The organism is Arthrobacter sp. TJ-263, assembly GCF_058269155.1.
The window spans coordinates 359310-374425 of the sequence record NZ_JBZCNE010000002.1 but is presented as its reverse complement, the minus strand read 5'-3'; the positions used below and the strand labels follow the sequence as shown (position 1 = coordinate 374425).

Below are 15116 nucleotides of genomic sequence, written 5' to 3'. Positions count from 1 at the left end.
ACCCACCGATCGGTGACGACCAGGGGTCGTCACAGCGAAGGACCCGCACCCTCCAGGGTGCGGGTCCTTCGCCGTTCAGGGCCGTTCGCAGGGGTCCCGTGGTCTCAGGCGACGCGCGCCGCGCCCGCCCCGGGCAGGACGCCGAAGACGACCGGGGCGCGGAAGCCCGCCGCGGAGAACGCCGCCTTGACGGCGGAGCGGATGGCGGGGACGTCGTCGACGCGCGCGAGGGCGATCGCGGCGCCGCCGAACCCGCCGCCGGTCATCCGGGCGCCGAGCGCTCCGGCGTCCAGGGCGGCGTCCACCGCGGTGTCGAGTTCGGGGCAGGAGATCTCGAAGTCGTCGCGCATCGAGGCGTGGCTGGCCACGAGGAGGGACCCGAGGTCGGCGGGGCCCTTCCGGGAGAGGACGTCCACGGCGTCCTCGACGCGCGCGTTCTCGGTGACGACGTGGCGCACCCGCCGGAACGTCTCCTCGTCCAGGACGCCCGCCGCCTCGGCGAGGTCCTTCACCGAGAGATCGCGCAGCGCGGGGACCCCCATGAGCTCGGCGCCGAGTTCACAGGACCGGCGGCGGGCCGCGTAGCCCCCGGTGGAGTGCGAATGGCTGACGCGGGTGTCGATGACCATGAGTTCGAGCCCCGCACCCTCGAGGTCGAGGGGGACCAGCCGGGATTCCCCGGACCGGCAGTCGAGGAAGACGGCATGCCCCGCCTCGCCGAACAGCGACGCGGACTGGTCCATGATGCCGGTCGGCGCTCCGACCATGCGGTTCTCGGCGAACTGCCCGATCGTGGCGAGCTCCCGGCGGGACACGCCGGCCTCCGAGAGATCGTTCACCGCGACGGCGACGGCGCACTCGAGCGCGGCGGAGGAGGAGAGTCCGGCACCGACCGGGACCGACGAGTCCACCAGGATGTCCATGCCGGGACAGCGGTAGCCGGACTGCTCCATGGCCCACAGCACGCCGAGGGGATACGCCGCCCAGCCCTCCACGCTGCCCTCCTCGAGGGAGTCGAGGTCCGCGGTCACCGGGGTGTCGTCCGTGGAGAAGGTCGAGGCGACCCGCACGATGCGGTCCGGGCGCACCGCCACGGCGACCGTCGTCGAGTGCTTGATGGCGAAGGGGAGGACGAAGCCGTCGTTGTAGTCGGTGTGCTCGCCGATGACGTTGACGCGGCCGGGGGCGGACCACAGGCCGTCCGGTTCGCTGCCGAAGCGGTCGGTGAAGGCGGCCGCGAGATCGTGGGGGGTGGTGTTCATGCCTGGTCCTTCCGGGCTGTGGCGGGAGAGGCGCTGCGGAGGGCGTCCGCCACCTTCTCCGGGGTGGTGTCGTTGATGAAGGCGCCCATGGCCGCTTCGGAACCCGCCAGGAACTTCAGCTTGTCGGCGGCGCGGCGGGGAGAGGTGAGCTGGAGGTGGAGGTAGCTCGCCGGCCGCAGCGCGGCGTCGACGGGCGCCTGCTGCCAGGCCGCGATGTACGGCGTGGGCGTGGGGTAGAGGGCGTCGAGCCGGCCGAGGAGTTCGAGGTAGACCGTCGTGAGTTCGTCGCGCTCCTCGCCCGTGAGGCCCGCGATGTCCGCGACCTGCCGGTGGGGGACCAGATGGACCTCGAGGGGCCAGCGGGCAGCGAACGGTACGAAGGCGCTGAAGTGCTCGCCCTCGATGACCATGCGCTCGCCGGACTGCCGTTCGGCGGCGAGCGCGTGCCCCATGAGCGTCTGCCGTCCGTCGGATGCCTCGAAGAACTCCGCGGCCTTCCCGGCGAGGGTCGCGGCGCGGGGCGGGATGAACGGGTAGGCGTAGATCTGGCCGTGCGGGTGCAGCAGCGTCACGCCGATGTCCGCTCCACGGTTCTCGAAGCAGAAGACCTGCCTGATGCCCGGCATCGCGGACAGCGCCTCGGTGCGCTGGGCCCATGCGTCGATCACGGTCCGCGCGCGCTCCGGCTGCAGGGACCCGAAGGATCCCTCGTGCGCGGAATCGAACGCGACGACCTCGCACCGGCCGTACGCCGTCGTCGTCGTACCCCAGGCGGGGGCGGCCGGCAGGTCGCCGAGGTCGGGGCCGAAGGAGGAGAAGCGGTTCTCGAACACCACGACCTCGTAGTCGGAGGCCGGGATCTCCGAGAGGTTCGACGGCGTCGTCGGGCACAGCGGGCACTGGTCCGCCGGAGGGAGGTGGGTGCGCGACTGCCGGTGGGCCGCCACCGCGATCCACTCGCCGGTCAGGGCGTCGTACCGGGCGGTCCCGGCCGGTCCGCGCGCGGGCAGTTCGCGGGCGTCACGTGTCGCGGCAGCGTCGCGGTGCCGTGTGGCGCTGGACTCGTGCGCGTCGAAGTAGATCAGCTCGCGCCCGTCGGACAGGCGGGTGGGGGTGATGAGGGTCATGGGCGCTCTTCCGGGTGGGGGTCGGTGATGGGGTCGCAGAGGATGCGCGTGCGTGCGGCGTAGTCGGCGCCGGGGTGCCGGTCGGTGACGAGGATGGCCGCGGCGTCGAGTGCCGCGACACGGGCGAGGCTCACGACGCCGATCTTGGTCGCGTCCGCGAGCACCACGAGCCTCCCGCAGGTGCGGGCGAAGGCCTGGTTGGTGTCCGCCTCGGCGAGGTTGGGCGTGGTGATGCCCGCGGTGGCGTCCACGCCGTGGGCGCCCATGAAGCACAGGTCCGCCCGGAGGGTGGAGATGGTGCCGGTCGCGAGCGGGCCGACGAGGGCCTTCGACGGGGTGAGCTCCCCGCCCGAGAGCAGCACCCGGGGGGTGCTCTCGGGGGTCGCAGCGGCGCTCAGCCGGAACAGTTCGTCCGCGAGGGGGAGCGAGTTGGTGATCACCGTCAGGCCCCGGACCCGGCAGAGGAGGGGGGCGAGGGCGAAGGTGGTGGTGCCGCCCGTCACGGAGACGGTCATGCCGGGGGCCAGGAGCGACACCGCCGCGGCCGCGATCTGCCGCTTCGCTGCACCGGCCCGCGTCCGGTTGACGTCGAAGCCCGCCTCGACCGAGCTGAGGCTGCCCGGGCGCACCGCTCCTCCATGGACGCGGACCAGCGCCCCGCGGGCCTCGAGGGTGTCGATGTCCCGCCGGACCGTCATCTCCGAGACGCCGAGCGCGATCGCCAGCCCGCTCACCCGGACGGCCGGCTGCCCGGAGAGGCGCTCGAGGATCGCCGCCTGGCGTTCTGCTGCGAGCATGGCCCTCCTGCCGTGGAACGGGATGAGAAACGAACGAGTCCGCACTCAAACGAACAAAATCCATCATAGGGCCCCACGCCACCCCGGCGCAGGGAAAGTTCGCGTACGGGTAGCATCGCTGCATGGCGACTCCACGGCCGGCAAGCGGCATCAACCACACCCTGCGGGCGGGCGCGTCGACGGTGGTCGTCGCCAGCCTCGCGGCGGCCCTGCGCTCCTACGAGTGCGGCGGCGTCGCACTCACCGAGACCTGGGGCGACGACGACATCCCCGCCGGGGGCGGGGGGATCCTCCTCGCGCCATGGGCGAACCGCGTCGCCGGCGGCCGCTGGTCGCTGCACGGCACGGAGCAGCGCCTCGACATCACGGAGCCGTCCAAGGGCAACGCCACCCACGGGCTCCTCCGCAACACCGGCTACCGGGCGGTCGACGTCGGTCCCGCCCACGCCATCCTCGAGGCCGAGATCTTCCCCCAGCACGGCTACCCCTTCCACCTGCTCCACCGCGCCACCTACGAGCTCACCGAGGAGCAGCTCACGGTCACCCAGGAGCTGACGAACCTCTCACCGGACGCCGCGCCCTTCGGCCTGGGCGCCCATCCGTACCTCAAGATCTCCGACGTGCCCACCGAGGACCTGACACTGACGCTGCTGGCGGACGGGATGTTCGAGACCGACGACCGGTCGATCCCGACCGGCACCGTGGGTGTCACCGGGCAGCACGACCTGCGGAACGGCCGGAGGATCGGCGACCTGCAGTTCGACACGGCCTTCACGGGCCTGCACACCGTCGGGGGGCGCTACGAGCACGTCCTCGCCGCTCCGGACGGACGCAGCGTCACCCTCTGGGCCGACGCGTCCTTCGCCTATGCCCATGTGTACGTGAGCACCATCTACCCCGGCGTGGACAGGGCCGTGGCCATCGAGCCCATGACCGCCCCCGCCGATGCGTTCAATTCGGGGGAGGGCCTGCGGTGGCTCGACGCGGGGGCGTCGTTCTCGGCCCGTTGGGGGATCCTGCCGGCTCTCGGGTAGCGGGCGCGCGCGGGTTCTATGGAAGGATTGGGCCATGCATCGTCTCCGCGGAGCGAACCCCCAGCGCGCCTTGCAGCGCGCCGTGAGCCGCGGTGCTGTGACCCTCCCCGGACCGTCGCAGGACCGGGCCGCACTCGTGCCCCGTCCCGTCCGGACCGACGGGCGGTCGGACGTCCCCTACGCCCTGCGCATCGCCGCCTCCTGGGCCTGGCGGCTGGGACTCGTCATCGTCGTCGGGGGCGTGCTGATCTACCTCCTCAGCTGGATCTCGGTGCTCGTCATCCCCCTCATGATCGCGGGCCTGCTCGCCGCGCTGCTCATGCCGCTGAAGATCGCGCTGCATCGCCGGCGCGTACCGAACGGCCTCGCCGTCGCGATGACGCTCGTCGGGTTCCTCGGCGTCATCGTGGCAGCCCTCCTGCTCGTCGGCCAGCAGCTCACGGTCGGGATGGCGAGCCTGTGGGGTGAAGCCGCCGCGGGGGTGCAGCAGCTGCTGGACTGGCTGTCCCAGGGCCCCCTCCAGCTCACCGCGACGCAGATCGACCAGTACCTGCAGGACCTCGGCGGCGCGATCCAGGACAACAGCGCCTCCATCCTCAGCGGCGCCCTCTCCTTCGGGTCCACCGCGGGGCACATCGCCGCGGGGATCTTCCTCACCGTGTTCTCGCTGATCTTCTTCATGCTCGACGGCCCCGGGATCTGGCGGTTCGTCGTCGGACTCGCGCCGGTCCGCGCACGGGCAGCTGTCGACGGCGCCGGCCGCACGGGGTGGCTGTCCATGGCGCGCTACGTCCGCGTCCAGATCCTCGTCGCGGGCGTGGACGCGATCGGCATCGGCGTGGGGGCCGCCATCATCGGGGTGCCCCTGGCGTTACCGCTCGGCGTCCTCGTGTTCCTCGGGTCCTTCATCCCCGTCGTGGGCGCACTGGCCACCGGCTCCGTCGCCGTCCTGCTCGCGCTCGTCGCCAACGGGTGGGTGAACGCACTGATCATGCTCGCGATCGTGCTCTTCGTCCAGCAGGTCGAGGGACACGTGCTCCAGCCGCTCGTCATGGGACCGGCCGTCTCCCTCCACCCGCTCGCGGTGGTCCTCGCCGTCGCCGGCGGAACGATCGTCGCCGGGATCCCGGGCGCCCTGTTCTCCGTCCCCATCCTGGCGGTCCTCAACTCATCCGTCCGCTACATCTCGCGCAGGGCCTGGGAGGACGACGAGGTCGTGCTCCGGCAGGGCTGGCCCCAGGGGGGAGGGGCCGGCATTAGCGGGCCGGTCCCGGCGGAGCACCAGTCTTCGTCGTCACCGGCCAGCACCCCGGACCCGACCGCCGCGCCAGCCCCCCAGGAAGAGACCTCCCCGTGACCGAGCAGACCGCAACCACCGATTTCGCGACCGACCCCGCCGTCGACCTCGCCGTGACCCTCGCCGACGTCGAAGCGGCACACCGGACCCTCGAGGGGGTCATCGCCCGCACCCCGATCGAGCAGTCGCGGGCCCTCGGCCGGATCACCGGGTCCACCGTGTCCTTGAAGTGCGAGAACCTGCAGCGCGCCGGTTCCTTCAAGGTGCGCGGCGCCTACAACCGGATGGCGAAGCTGACCGACGCCGAACGCGTCCGCGGCGTCGTCGCGGCGTCCGCCGGCAACCACGCGCAGGGCGTGGCGGTGGCGGCCGCGCGGCTGGGCATCTCGGCCCGCATCTACATGCCCCTCGGCGTTGCACTCCCGAAGCTCGCCGCGACGCGCGGACACGGTGCCGAGGTGGTGCTGCACGGCCACAACGTCGACGAGGCGCTCGCCGAGGCCCGGAAGTACGCCGACGAGACCGGTGCGGTGTTCGTGCATCCCTTCGACGACGTGGACGTCGTGGCCGGCCAGGGGACCCTCGGGCTCGAGATCCTCGAGCAGGTGCCGGACGTCGACACGATCCTCATCGGCGTGGGTGGCGGCGGACTCCTCGCCGGGGTGGCGGTCGCCGTCAAGGCACGCGCGAAGGAGCTCGGGCGGGAGATCCGCATCATCGGCGTGCAGGCGGAGAACGCGGCCGCCTATCCGCCGTCCCTCGCCGCGGACGCCCTCGTGCCCCTCACCAAGGTCTCGACCATGGCGGACGGCATCGCCGTCGGCCGGCCGGGCCAGCTGCCGTTCTCCATCATCAGGGAGCTCGTGGACGACGTCGTGACGGTGAGCGAGGATTCCCTCGCCCGGGCGCTCATCTTCCTGCTGGAACGCGCCAAGATGGTCGTCGAGCCGGCCGGCGCCGTCGGTGTGGCGGCCCTCCTCGACGGCAAGCTGACGGAGGACGGCGCCGACCCGGGCAACACGGTGGTGGTGCTCTCCGGCGGCAACATCGACCCGATGCTCATGCTGAAGGTCATCCAGCGCGGTCTCGCGGCCGCGGGACGCTACCTCGTGGTGCGCATGCTCCTCGACGACCGCCCCGGCTCGCTCGCGACCATCTCCCGGATCATCGCGGAGTCGGACGCGAACGTGACCGGGGTCGACCACACGCGCGTGGGCGGATCGATCAGCATGGGTGACGTGGCGATCACGATCAACATGGAGACCAAGGGCGACGAGCACTGCGAGCAGGTTCTCAGCAACCTGCGCGCGGAGGGTTTCCAGCCCGTGGTCGTCCAGGGGTGAGGGCCGGGGACGTGCAACCCCTCGCCCGGAGGGCGCAGGCCGGACTGGTCACCGTCGTCGGCCTCGTGGCGGCGATGTGGGCGGTGTTCCTGGTGAACGCCCTGCTCGGGGACACGCTCGTGAGGACCCTCGGGATCGCACCCCGCAGCGTGGACGGCCTCGACGGCGTGGTCTTCGCGCCGCTCCTGCACAGCGGTGTCCAGCACCTGGCGAGCAACACGCTGCCCCTGCTGGTCCTCGGGTTCGTGGCCTTCCTGGAGGGCGCGCGGCGTTTCGCCGCGGCGATCGGCATCAGCTGGCTCGCCTCCGGCATCGGCACCTGGCTCTTCGGCGGCGGGCTCACCATCGGCGCCTCGGGCGTGGTGTTCGGCCTCTTCACCTACCTGATCACGCGCGGCTTCTACAACCGGGACTGGAAGCAGATCCTGCTCGCCGTCGTCCTGTTCCTCGCGTACGGCTCCATCCTGTGGGGCGTCCTGCCCACGATCGGCTCGAACATCTCCTGGCAGGCGCACCTCTTCGGGGCCCTCGGCGGGGTCCTCGCCGCGTTCCTGCTCAAACGGAAGCGGCCCGCCCCCGGGAGGGCGGACCGCTTCGGCATCGGCTCGTAGCCGGCGGGTGAAGCCGGACCGTCAGCCCACGTACGGGGTGGCCGAGATGATCTCGACGGTGATCTGCTTGCCGTTGGGCGCCGTGTAGGTGACGGTGTCGCCGGCCTTGGTCCCCTGGATGGCGGCGCCCAGGGGGGACTTCTCGCTGTAGACGTCGATGTCCGTGTCACCGGCCACCTCGCGGCTGCCCAGGAGGAAGTTCTCGACGTCGCCCGCGATCTTCGCGGACACCATCATGCCCGGCTCGACGACGCCGTCGTCCGCCGGGGACTCGCCGACGTGTGCGTTCTCCAGCAGGTGCGTGAGCTGCCGGATGCGGGCCTCGGCCTTGCCCTGCTCCTCCTTGGCGGCGTGGTAGCCGCCGTTCTCCTTGAGGTCGCCCTCGGAGCGGGCCTGCTCGATGCGGGCGACGATCTCGGTGCGACCGGGACCGGACAGGTGGTCCAGTTCGGTCTTGAGCCGGTTGTAGGACTCCTGCGTGAGCCAGGCGGCGATGGGAACGCTGTTCGTGGACACGGGATAACTCCTTCAGTACGGCCGCCACCAGGACGGCGGGGCTCATGGTCACTCGACGGGCCGGCAGTGCAGCCGAGGTCACCGGCAAGCAAACACCCCGCCTCGTGGGACCGGGTGGCCGGTACGCCGGTGAAGCGGGGCGAAACGTATCCCCCCATTCTAGAGGGGGGAGGGCCAGAACCCAAGCAGTCCGGCCGCCGAGGTCAGTCCTCCACGATCCAGCAGGCGTTGACACCGCCGGAGACGCCGGGCGAATCGAGCCGGACATCGGTCCGGTGCGCCGTGGTCCCGCCGTCGTTGGCGCCCTCCTCGGCGCTGTTCGGGCCGATGGTCACGGTCTTCCAGCCGACCACCGCATAGTTCTCGCTGAGCACCTGCACGGCGCACTGCGCGGTCGCCGAGCGATCCTTCGTCACCTCGAAATCGACGCTCGCCAGTTCGTCCGAGGCGAGGGAGAAACCGACGTCCTTCGAGGACACCGGCGGGCTGCCCGTGGTGAGGGCGACGGCGGCGATCGCTGCCACGGCTGCGAGTACCACGGCGATGACCAGCATCCGCAGACGGCCCATCGGCCTCTTCGGCTTGGGGGTGCCGTAGCGATTGGCTACTCTTGGTGTTGGCGTTCCGGCGGAGCTCACGCTCCCATTTTACCGTCCGTCGACGGCGGCCCCCTCCGGGCGCCTCCTCCGTTCTTCCCCCGACAAGCCAGGAGCGCGTGTTGCCACCCCAGGATCAGCCCGGCGAGTCCCGCGAGGGTCTCCGCCTCCTCGCAGTCCACGCCCACCCGGACGACGAGTCGAGCAAGGGTGCGGCTACGATGGCCGGCTACGTGGCGGCCGGGGCAGAGGTGATGGTCGCGACCTGCACCGGTGGCGAGCGCGGCGACATCCTCAATGCGGCGATGAACGACGACGCGCACGGCAAGCGCGACCTCCCGGGCCTCCGCAGGCTGGAGATGGCCCGTGCCGCCGCCGAGCTCGGCGTCCGGCACCGGTGGCTCGGCTTCGAGGACTCGGGACTGCCCGAGGGCGATCCGCTGCCCGACCTGCCGGCCGGGTGCTTCGCCCTGCAGCCGCTCGAGCGGGCGGCCGCACCCCTCGTGAAGCTCGTCCGCGAGTTCCGCCCCCACGTGATCGTCAGCTACGACGAGAACGGGGGCTACCCGCACCCCGACCACATCATGGCCCACCGCGTGGCCGTGGAGGCCTTCGAGGCCGCGGCCGATCCGGGGCGCTACCCCGGGACGGGCGCGGCGTGGAGTGCGTCCAAGCTCTACTACGACCGCGCGTTCAATCCCGAACGGTTCCGTGCCCTGCACTTCGCCCTCGAGGAGGCCGGCCTGCAGTCCCCCTACGCCGAGCGCATCGCCCAGTGGCTCGAGTCCGACGCCGAGGGGCACCAGCCGCCCGCGCCCACCCACGCGACCACCACGCAGATCCACTGCGCCGACTTCTTCGGGCACCGCGAGCGGGCGCTCCTCGCGCACCGCACCCAGGTGGACCCCGAGGGCTTCTTCTTCGCCGTCTCGATCGAGATGCAGCAGAAGGTGTGGCCGTGGGAGGACTACTCGCTCATCGCCTCGAGGGTGGAGTCGCAGCTGCCCGAGCACGACTTCTTCGCGGGCATCACCGCCGACGCGTAGGACCCTCCCGGTCCACGGGCCAGTTCTATCCCGCGTAGAATTGCCTGCGGCGGTCATCGTGATCCGCTGCGAGTTTCGAAAGTGGTGCCTGCGTGTTCCTTGACCTCAGCCTGGCTGCAACGACGATGACGCCGTCGGGCGATCCGACGCTGAAACCAGGGCTGGACCCGGCGTCCGTGACGCCCGGGACCCTCGGGTTCCTGGCCACCCTCTTCGTCGTCGTGCTGGTCATCCTCCTGATCCGCGACATGACCAAGCGCATCCGCCGCGTCCGCTACACCGCGGAGGTGGACCAGGCACGAGCCCGGCGCGAGGCCGGCGCCGCTGATCCGGGCGGCGCAGCCGACGGCGGGGCCGCCGGCGACGACCGCCGGGGTGGCGCGCAGGGCCCCGACGATGCCGGGCGGCCCATGCCCGGCGGGAAGCACGGCCCGGACAACCGCTAGGTCGCTGCAGTCAGGCCTGGACCGGGTTCAGGACGGCCAGCATGATCGCGATGAAATGCGCCGCGAAGGCCGCCACGGTGAAGGCGTGGAAGAGTTCGTGGAAACCGAACACGCGCAGCGAGAAGTTGGGACGCTTGATCCCGTAGAACACGGCACCCACGATGTAGAGCACGCCTCCCACGCAGATGAGGACGGCAGCGGCGACGTCGGCCCTGAAGAAATCGGGCATGTAGAACACCGAGCCGAGGCCCAGCGCCACGTAGATCGGAACGTACAGCCAGCGCGGGGCATCGACCCAGAGGTTGCGGAACAGCACCCCGGCGATCGCGCCGCCCCAGATGATCCACAGCAGCGTCTCGGCCTTCCCCGGCTCCAGCAGCGCCCAGGCGAGCGGCGTGTAGGAGCCGGCGATGACCAGCATGATGTTGGTGTGGTCGAGGCGTTTCAGCACCACCTTCACCCGGGGGCTCCAGTTCCCGCGGTGGTAGACGGCGCTGACGCCGAAGAGCAGCACGCCGGTGAAGGCGTAGATGGCGGAGGTGATCCTCAGTGCCGGCGTCGGCGCGAGCGCCACGAGGACGATCCCGGCCGCGACCGCCAACGGGGTCGCGACCGCATGGATCCAGCCCCGCCACAGCGGCTTGGCGGCCAGGGCGTCCGCGAGGGGTCCCGCCACCGAACCGACCGTGTCCTCGAGCGCCGCGGTGCGGCCGCCGGCGGTGTCCGACGGGCGGGAGTGGGGGGCCTGGTCGTGCGGGGTCATAGCCCGGATTCTAGCCCACGGCGATGCCTGCAGGCGGCGGCGGACGAGGCATGCGCAACACCTCGACGGCGGCGGTGCAGGTCTTTATAAGGCGACTGCCGGTACGGTAGGAAGAGGTATGCGCAAGGCGCCGGTGTTCCGTCGCGGCGACGCTCCGGACCCGCCGGAGCATGGACTCAGGAGGTGCTGCCGGGCGTGACGTGGAAGTTCCCCGAAGTCGGCTACAGCTTCTACGAGCGCAGGCTGCAGCGTCACCTCGCGCCCGAGCGGATCCCCCACCACATCGGTGTCATGGTGGACGGGAACCGGCGGTGGGCGAAGCTCGCGGGCGCTCCGACGAGCCACGGCCACCAGGCCGGCGCTGACAAGATCCACGAGTTCCTCGGCTGGTGCGAGGAACTCGGCGTCGACGTCGTCACGCTCTACATGCTCTCCACCGACAACATGGGCCGGCCCCAGGAGGAGATCGACCAGCTCCTCGACATCATCGCCAACACCCTGGACCGCCTGGGCGAGAGCAACCGGGTGCGGGTGCAGCCCGTCGGCGCCCTCGACCTGCTGCCGGAGGACCTCAGCGGCAAGCTCGTGGACCTCGCCGCCTCCACGGAGAGGATCGACGGGATCCACGTCAACGTGGCGGTGGGCTACGGGGGGCGGCGCGAGATCGTCGACGCCGTCAAGGAGCTCATGCGGGACGCCGCGGCCCGCGGGATGTCGCTGGAGACGCTCGCCGAGGAGCTGACGGACCAGCACATCTCCTCCCGCCTCTACACGCGCGGCCAGCAGGACCCGGACCTCGTCATCCGCACCTCCGGCGAGCAGCGGCTCTCCGGCTTCCTCATGTGGCAGAGCGCGTACAGCGAGTTCTACTTCTGCGAGGCCCTGTGGCCCGATTTCCGCCGCGTCGACTTCCTGCGTGCCCTGCGCGACTTCGGCCGACGCCAGCGCCGTTTCGGTTCCTGAGAGTTCACCGTTCCTTCACCACCGACACGACGCGTCCGGCGCGCACCGTACGGACGGGAGGCGTAGGGTCGAGCCATCGACGGGGGTTCGGATCCGTGCCCGCGTCAGCCCTACGACGTCGGGGTGGGCTCACCCCGGAGCGGAGTCCACATGGCCACAAGCACCACCGCACCATCGCCCGATGCATCGCACCACCGTCGCAGCTACGTCGTCGACACCTCGGTCCTGCTCTCCGACCCCCGCGCCATCCTGCGGTTCGAGGAACACGAGGTGGTCCTGCCCGTCGTCGTGATCTCCGAACTGGAGGGCAAGCGGAACGACCCCGAACTGGGGTACTTCGCGCGGAAGGCGCTCAGGCTGCTGGACGACCTGAGGGTGGCCCACGGCGGACTCGACCGGGACGTCCCCCTCGGCGACGAGGGCGGTACGCTGCGCGTCGAACTGAACCATGTCTCGCCGGACGTGCTGCCGGTCGGGTTCAGGAGCGGCGACAACGATGCGCGCATCCTCGCGGTCGCGAAGTCCCTCGCCGTCGAGGGACGGGACGTCACGGTGGTCTCGAAGGACCTGCCGCTGCGCCTCAAGGCGTCCGCGATGGGCCTCCGGGCCGAGGAGTACCGCAACGAGTTCGTCCGGGATTCCGGCTGGACCGGCGTGGTGGAACTCGACGCCACCGTCGAGGAAGTCGACACGCTGTACAGCCACGAGGCCGTGTTCACGCCGGCCGCGGCCGAGCAGCCGGTCAATACCGGCGTCATCCTGCTCTCGCCGCGCGGGTCCGCGCTGGGGCGTGTCGGGGCGGACAAGCACGTCCGCCTGGTGCGGGGTGATCGCGACGTGTTCGGGCTGCACGGCCGCTCCGCCGAGCAGCGCCTGGCCATCGACCTCCTGCTGGATCCCGAGGTGGGGATCGTCTCGCTCGGTGGCCGCGCCGGCACCGGGAAGTCCGCCCTCGCCCTGTGCGCGGGACTCGAGGCCGTGCTCGAACGCCGGGAGCACCGCAAGGTGGTGGTCTTCCGGCCGCTCTACGCCGTGGGCGGCCAGGAGCTCGGCTACCTGCCCGGCGGCGAGAACGAGAAGATGAATCCCTGGGGGCAGGCGGTCTTCGACACCCTCGGCGCGCTCGTGTCGCAGGAGGTCGTCGAGGAGGTCCTGGACCGCGGCATGCTGGAGGTGCTGCCGCTCACCCACATCCGCGGCCGGAGCCTGCACGATTCCTTCGTCATCGTGGACGAGGCGCAGTCCCTCGAGAAGAACGTGCTCCTGACCGTCATGAGCCGCATCGGGCAGCATTCCAGGATCGTCCTCACGCACGACGTCGCCCAGCGCGACAACCTGCGGGTGGGACGCCACGACGGCATCGCGGCCGTCGTCGAGATCCTCAAGGGCCACCCGCTGTTCGGTCATGTGACCCTGACGCGGTCGGAGCGCTCGCCCATCGCGGCCCTCGTGACGGACCTGCTGGAGGGCGCGGAGCTCTAGGTCATTCCACGATCCACGGCACGTGCCGGCTCACATCGCTCAGTTCGGGCGGCGCCGCCCGGAAGTAGTCGTCCGTCAGGTACTCGTCCACACCGAGGATCTGCAGGTCGTGGCCGGCGCCGCTCGACGGGCCGTCGAGCGCCGTCGTCGACACGCAGACCGCGGTGCCGACGTCGACGAGCACGCGCGTCCGCCCCTCGCCGATGAGGGGATGGCCGGGCGCGGCCGCGGTGTAGCCGGCGTTGGGCGTGAGCGTCGCGGCCAGCACCGGGCGGCCCGCGAACACCTCCTCGGCGAGATCCCCGATCTCCACCCGGTTGGCCCCCGGGAAGACCATCGCCACGGGTGCGTTCCCGGCGAGCTCCACCGGGTCCAGCATCGAGGACCAGCGCGGATCGCCGAAGACCGCCTCGCCGTAGGCGGCCTCGGGGCGGCGTCGCACCAACCCGGCGTCGTCGTACACGGGGGTCACGAGGCGCGGTGCGAGGAGCCAGGACTTCCGTGTGGCGCTCACGTACATGGCGTCGCGGGAGGTCTCGTTGCCGGTGGTCGAATGGAGGAGCGTGCCGTCCGCGGCCTCCACGCGCAGCGCCGCGGGTCGGCGCAGCCAGGCCATGAGCGGCGGTGCCGTGTCGCTGCCCGACTCCGACGGCGCACGCCAGGTGATGGTGAAGCGCAGGGTCTCCCAGCGCCAGGGTGAGGAGCGGCAGAGCGAGCGGAACGTCTCCTCGGGGCTGGAACTGTGCTGGGCCGACATTTCCACAGTGTAACCGTCGGTGCGCCGCCGGATCAGGGCCGTCGCATAGGTTGGAGCCGTGACCTCCGTGCTCGCCGACTACCTGGGCCGGGAGCCCGTCGCCTTCGTGCTGCTCGCCGCCGCCCTCGCGGGATTCGCCGTCGTCGGTGTGCGGCTGAGCGTCATCGACTGGCGCACCCACCGGCTCCCGGACCGCATCGTCCTGCCGTCCTACCCCGCGGCGGTCCTGCTCCTGGGGGCGGCCGCCGGGGCCGCGGGGGACTGGCACCGTATCCCGGGGATGCTGGGCGGGGGAGCGATCCTGCTGGTGGCCTTCGCGGCGCTGCACCTGCTCCACCCGCAGGGGCTGGGCTTCGGGGACGTGAAGCTCGCGGGGCTTCTCGGCCTGTACCTGGGGTTCGCCGGCTGGGACGAGCTCTGGTGGGGGCCGGTCCTCGCCGTCGTGCTCAGCGGCGGGTGGGCCCTGTTGCTCCTGGCGGCGCGGCGGGCGACGCTGCGCTCGTCGGTGGCCTTCGGGCCGTTCCTCATCGCGGGAGCGGCCCTCGGCCTCGCTGTACTAGGCTGAAAATCATGCCTACCCCGGACTTCGTCCTCGCCCTGCGCCGCTCGATCGGCCATGCCCCTCTCTGGCTGCCGGGCGTGGGCGGCGTGGTGTTCGACGACGACGGGCGGGTGCTCCTCGGCCGGCGGGCCGACAACGGTGCGTGGGCCATCATCACCGGCATGGTGGACCCCGGCGAGGAGCCGGCGGTGGCCCTGCGCCGCGAGGTCGAGGAGGAGACCGGCGTGCTCGTCGAGGTCGAGTGCCTGCTGGGGACGAACGTCGTGGGGCCCATCACCTACCCCAACGGCGATGTGACGACGTTCCTGAACCTCGATTTCCGCTGCCGCTGGGTCAGCGGCACCGCCCGGGTCAACGACGACGAGTCGACCGACGTCCGCTGGTTCACCCCGGACGCCCTGCCCGACCTCAGCCCCCGGCACCTTGCCCTGGTGCAGGGGGCGGCCTCGTTCGACGGCGTGGCCCGTTTCGTGTCCTGACCTGTCCGCCGGCGCGCCCGTCGGGCGCCTCCGCG

17 protein-coding genes are annotated in these 15116 nt (G+C 71.5%); 10 read left to right on the top strand and 7 right to left on the bottom strand.

All coding sequences use genetic code 11. The features are described 5' to 3' along the window. Positions 1-104: 104 nt before the first annotated feature. Genes galK through AC4D2F_RS12220 form a run of 3 tightly spaced genes read right to left on the bottom strand, consistent with a single transcriptional unit; the run spans position 105 to position 3186 of the window. Positions 105-1262 carry a galactokinase gene (galK, locus tag AC4D2F_RS12230; protein ID WP_490910786.1) on the bottom strand — a complete coding sequence of 386 codons (1158 nt, stop codon included), beginning with the start codon at positions 1260-1262 and terminating at the stop codon, positions 105-107. Further along, entirely contained in the window at positions 1259-2389 is a 1131-nt protein-coding gene (galT, locus tag AC4D2F_RS12225; protein ID WP_104168445.1) for a galactose-1-phosphate uridylyltransferase, read from the bottom strand. The genes galK and galT overlap by 4 nt, the downstream gene beginning before the upstream one ends. Further along, complete coding sequence (locus tag AC4D2F_RS12220; protein ID WP_490910785.1) at positions 2386-3186, bottom strand: DeoR/GlpR family DNA-binding transcription regulator; 801 nt, start codon at positions 3184-3186, stop codon at positions 2386-2388. The genes galT and AC4D2F_RS12220 overlap by 4 nt, the downstream gene beginning before the upstream one ends. A 122-nt stretch (positions 3187-3308) precedes the next feature. On the opposite strand from AC4D2F_RS12220, the gene AC4D2F_RS12215 reads away from it, so the two are divergent. The 4 genes from AC4D2F_RS12215 to AC4D2F_RS12200 are packed head-to-tail and all read left to right on the top strand — an operon-like array spanning position 3309 to position 7471. Next, positions 3309-4220 (top strand): aldose 1-epimerase family protein, encoded by a 912-nt coding sequence (locus tag AC4D2F_RS12215; RefSeq protein WP_490910784.1) that lies wholly within the window; start codon positions 3309-3311, stop codon positions 4218-4220. Positions 4221-4254: 34 nt separating this feature from the next. Then, complete coding sequence (locus AC4D2F_RS12210; protein ID WP_490910783.1) at positions 4255-5577, top strand: AI-2E family transporter; 1323 nt, start codon at positions 4255-4257, stop codon at positions 5575-5577. Continuing rightward, positions 5574-6860, top strand: a complete 1287-nt coding sequence (gene ilvA, locus AC4D2F_RS12205; RefSeq protein ID WP_104168441.1) for a threonine ammonia-lyase — start codon at positions 5574-5576, stop codon at positions 6858-6860. The genes AC4D2F_RS12210 and ilvA overlap by 4 nt, the downstream gene beginning before the upstream one ends. Before the next feature lie 11 nt (positions 6861-6871). Continuing rightward, positions 6872-7471, top strand: coding sequence for a rhomboid family intramembrane serine protease (locus tag AC4D2F_RS12200; RefSeq protein WP_258069964.1), 600 nt, complete (start codon positions 6872-6874; stop codon positions 7469-7471). Positions 7472-7492: 21 nt separating this feature from the next. On the opposite strand, the gene greA is transcribed toward AC4D2F_RS12200, so the two are convergent. Further along, positions 7493-7987, bottom strand: a complete 495-nt coding sequence (gene greA / locus AC4D2F_RS12195; protein ID WP_104168440.1) for a transcription elongation factor GreA — start codon at positions 7985-7987, stop codon at positions 7493-7495. Between the two features lie 203 nt (positions 7988-8190). Next, positions 8191-8625 (bottom strand): DUF4307 domain-containing protein, encoded by a 435-nt coding sequence (locus AC4D2F_RS12190; protein WP_490910782.1) that lies wholly within the window; start codon positions 8623-8625, stop codon positions 8191-8193. Between the two features lie 80 nt (positions 8626-8705). Between AC4D2F_RS12190 and mca the strand changes: the two genes are divergently transcribed. Both mca and AC4D2F_RS12180 read left to right on the top strand, forming a co-directional pair. Beyond that, a complete protein-coding gene (gene mca / locus AC4D2F_RS12185; protein ID WP_104168439.1) occupies positions 8706-9629 on the top strand; it encodes a mycothiol conjugate amidase Mca in 924 nt (307 codons plus the stop codon). Positions 9630-9721: 92 nt separating this feature from the next. Then, the gene (locus AC4D2F_RS12180; RefSeq protein WP_181033679.1) at positions 9722-10075 is read left to right on the top strand and encodes a hypothetical protein; all 354 of its coding nucleotides are present in this window, start codon (positions 9722-9724) and stop codon (positions 10073-10075) included. Positions 10076-10085: 10 nt separating this feature from the next. On the opposite strand, the gene trhA is transcribed toward AC4D2F_RS12180, so the two are convergent. Then, entirely contained in the window at positions 10086-10838 is a 753-nt protein-coding gene (gene trhA / locus AC4D2F_RS12175; RefSeq protein ID WP_490910781.1) for a PAQR family membrane homeostasis protein TrhA, read from the bottom strand. Positions 10839-11033: 195 nt separating this feature from the next. Between trhA and AC4D2F_RS12170 the strand changes: the two genes are divergently transcribed. Together AC4D2F_RS12170 and phoH2 are read left to right on the top strand one after the other, a co-directional pair. Beyond that, complete coding sequence (locus tag AC4D2F_RS12170) at positions 11034-11801, top strand: isoprenyl transferase (protein WP_104168810.1); 768 nt, start codon at positions 11034-11036, stop codon at positions 11799-11801. 150 nt (positions 11802-11951) lie between these two features. After that, positions 11952-13283 (top strand): RNA 5'-3' helicase PhoH2, encoded by a 1332-nt coding sequence (gene phoH2, locus AC4D2F_RS12165; protein WP_104168437.1) that lies wholly within the window; start codon positions 11952-11954, stop codon positions 13281-13283. A gap of 1 nt (position 13284) precedes the next feature. Here the strand turns inward: phoH2 and AC4D2F_RS12160 are convergent, their stop codons facing one another. Then, positions 13285-14040 (bottom strand): hypothetical protein, encoded by a 756-nt coding sequence (locus AC4D2F_RS12160; protein ID WP_490910780.1) that lies wholly within the window; start codon positions 14038-14040, stop codon positions 13285-13287. A gap of 58 nt (positions 14041-14098) precedes the next feature. Between AC4D2F_RS12160 and AC4D2F_RS12155 the strand changes: the two genes are divergently transcribed. Together AC4D2F_RS12155 and AC4D2F_RS12150 are read left to right on the top strand one after the other, a co-directional pair. Then, positions 14099-14605 carry a prepilin peptidase gene (locus tag AC4D2F_RS12155; RefSeq protein WP_490910779.1) on the top strand — a complete coding sequence of 169 codons (507 nt, stop codon included), beginning with the start codon at positions 14099-14101 and terminating at the stop codon, positions 14603-14605. A gap of 5 nt (positions 14606-14610) precedes the next feature. Beyond that, positions 14611-15081 carry an NUDIX hydrolase gene (locus AC4D2F_RS12150; RefSeq protein WP_104168434.1) on the top strand — a complete coding sequence of 157 codons (471 nt, stop codon included), beginning with the start codon at positions 14611-14613 and terminating at the stop codon, positions 15079-15081. The last annotated feature ends 35 nt before the right edge of the window (positions 15082-15116 follow it).

Bases quoted from the DNA above. Each gene is read 5' to 3' on its own strand.
- galK (WP_490910786.1), bottom strand. From the start codon at position 1,262: ATGAACACCACCCCCCACGATCTCGCGGCCGCCTTCACCGACCGCTTC.
- AC4D2F_RS12160 (WP_490910780.1), bottom strand. From the start codon at position 14,040: ATGTCGGCCCAGCACAGTTCCAGCCCCGAGGAGACGTTCCGCTCGCTC.
- AC4D2F_RS12210 (WP_490910783.1), top strand. From the start codon at position 4,255: ATGCATCGTCTCCGCGGAGCGAACCCCCAGCGCGCCTTGCAGCGCGCC.
- AC4D2F_RS12150 (WP_104168434.1), top strand. From the start codon at position 14,611: ATGCCTACCCCGGACTTCGTCCTCGCCCTGCGCCGCTCGATCGGCCAT.
- trhA (WP_490910781.1), bottom strand. From the start codon at position 10,838: ATGACCCCGCACGACCAGGCCCCCCACTCCCGCCCGTCGGACACCGCC.
- AC4D2F_RS12215 (WP_490910784.1), top strand. From the start codon at position 3,309: ATGGCGACTCCACGGCCGGCAAGCGGCATCAACCACACCCTGCGGGCG.
- phoH2 (WP_104168437.1), top strand. From the start codon at position 11,952: ATGGCCACAAGCACCACCGCACCATCGCCCGATGCATCGCACCACCGT.
- galT (WP_104168445.1), bottom strand. From the start codon at position 2,389: ATGACCCTCATCACCCCCACCCGCCTGTCCGACGGGCGCGAGCTGATC.
- AC4D2F_RS12220 (WP_490910785.1), bottom strand. From the start codon at position 3,186: ATGCTCGCAGCAGAACGCCAGGCGGCGATCCTCGAGCGCCTCTCCGGG.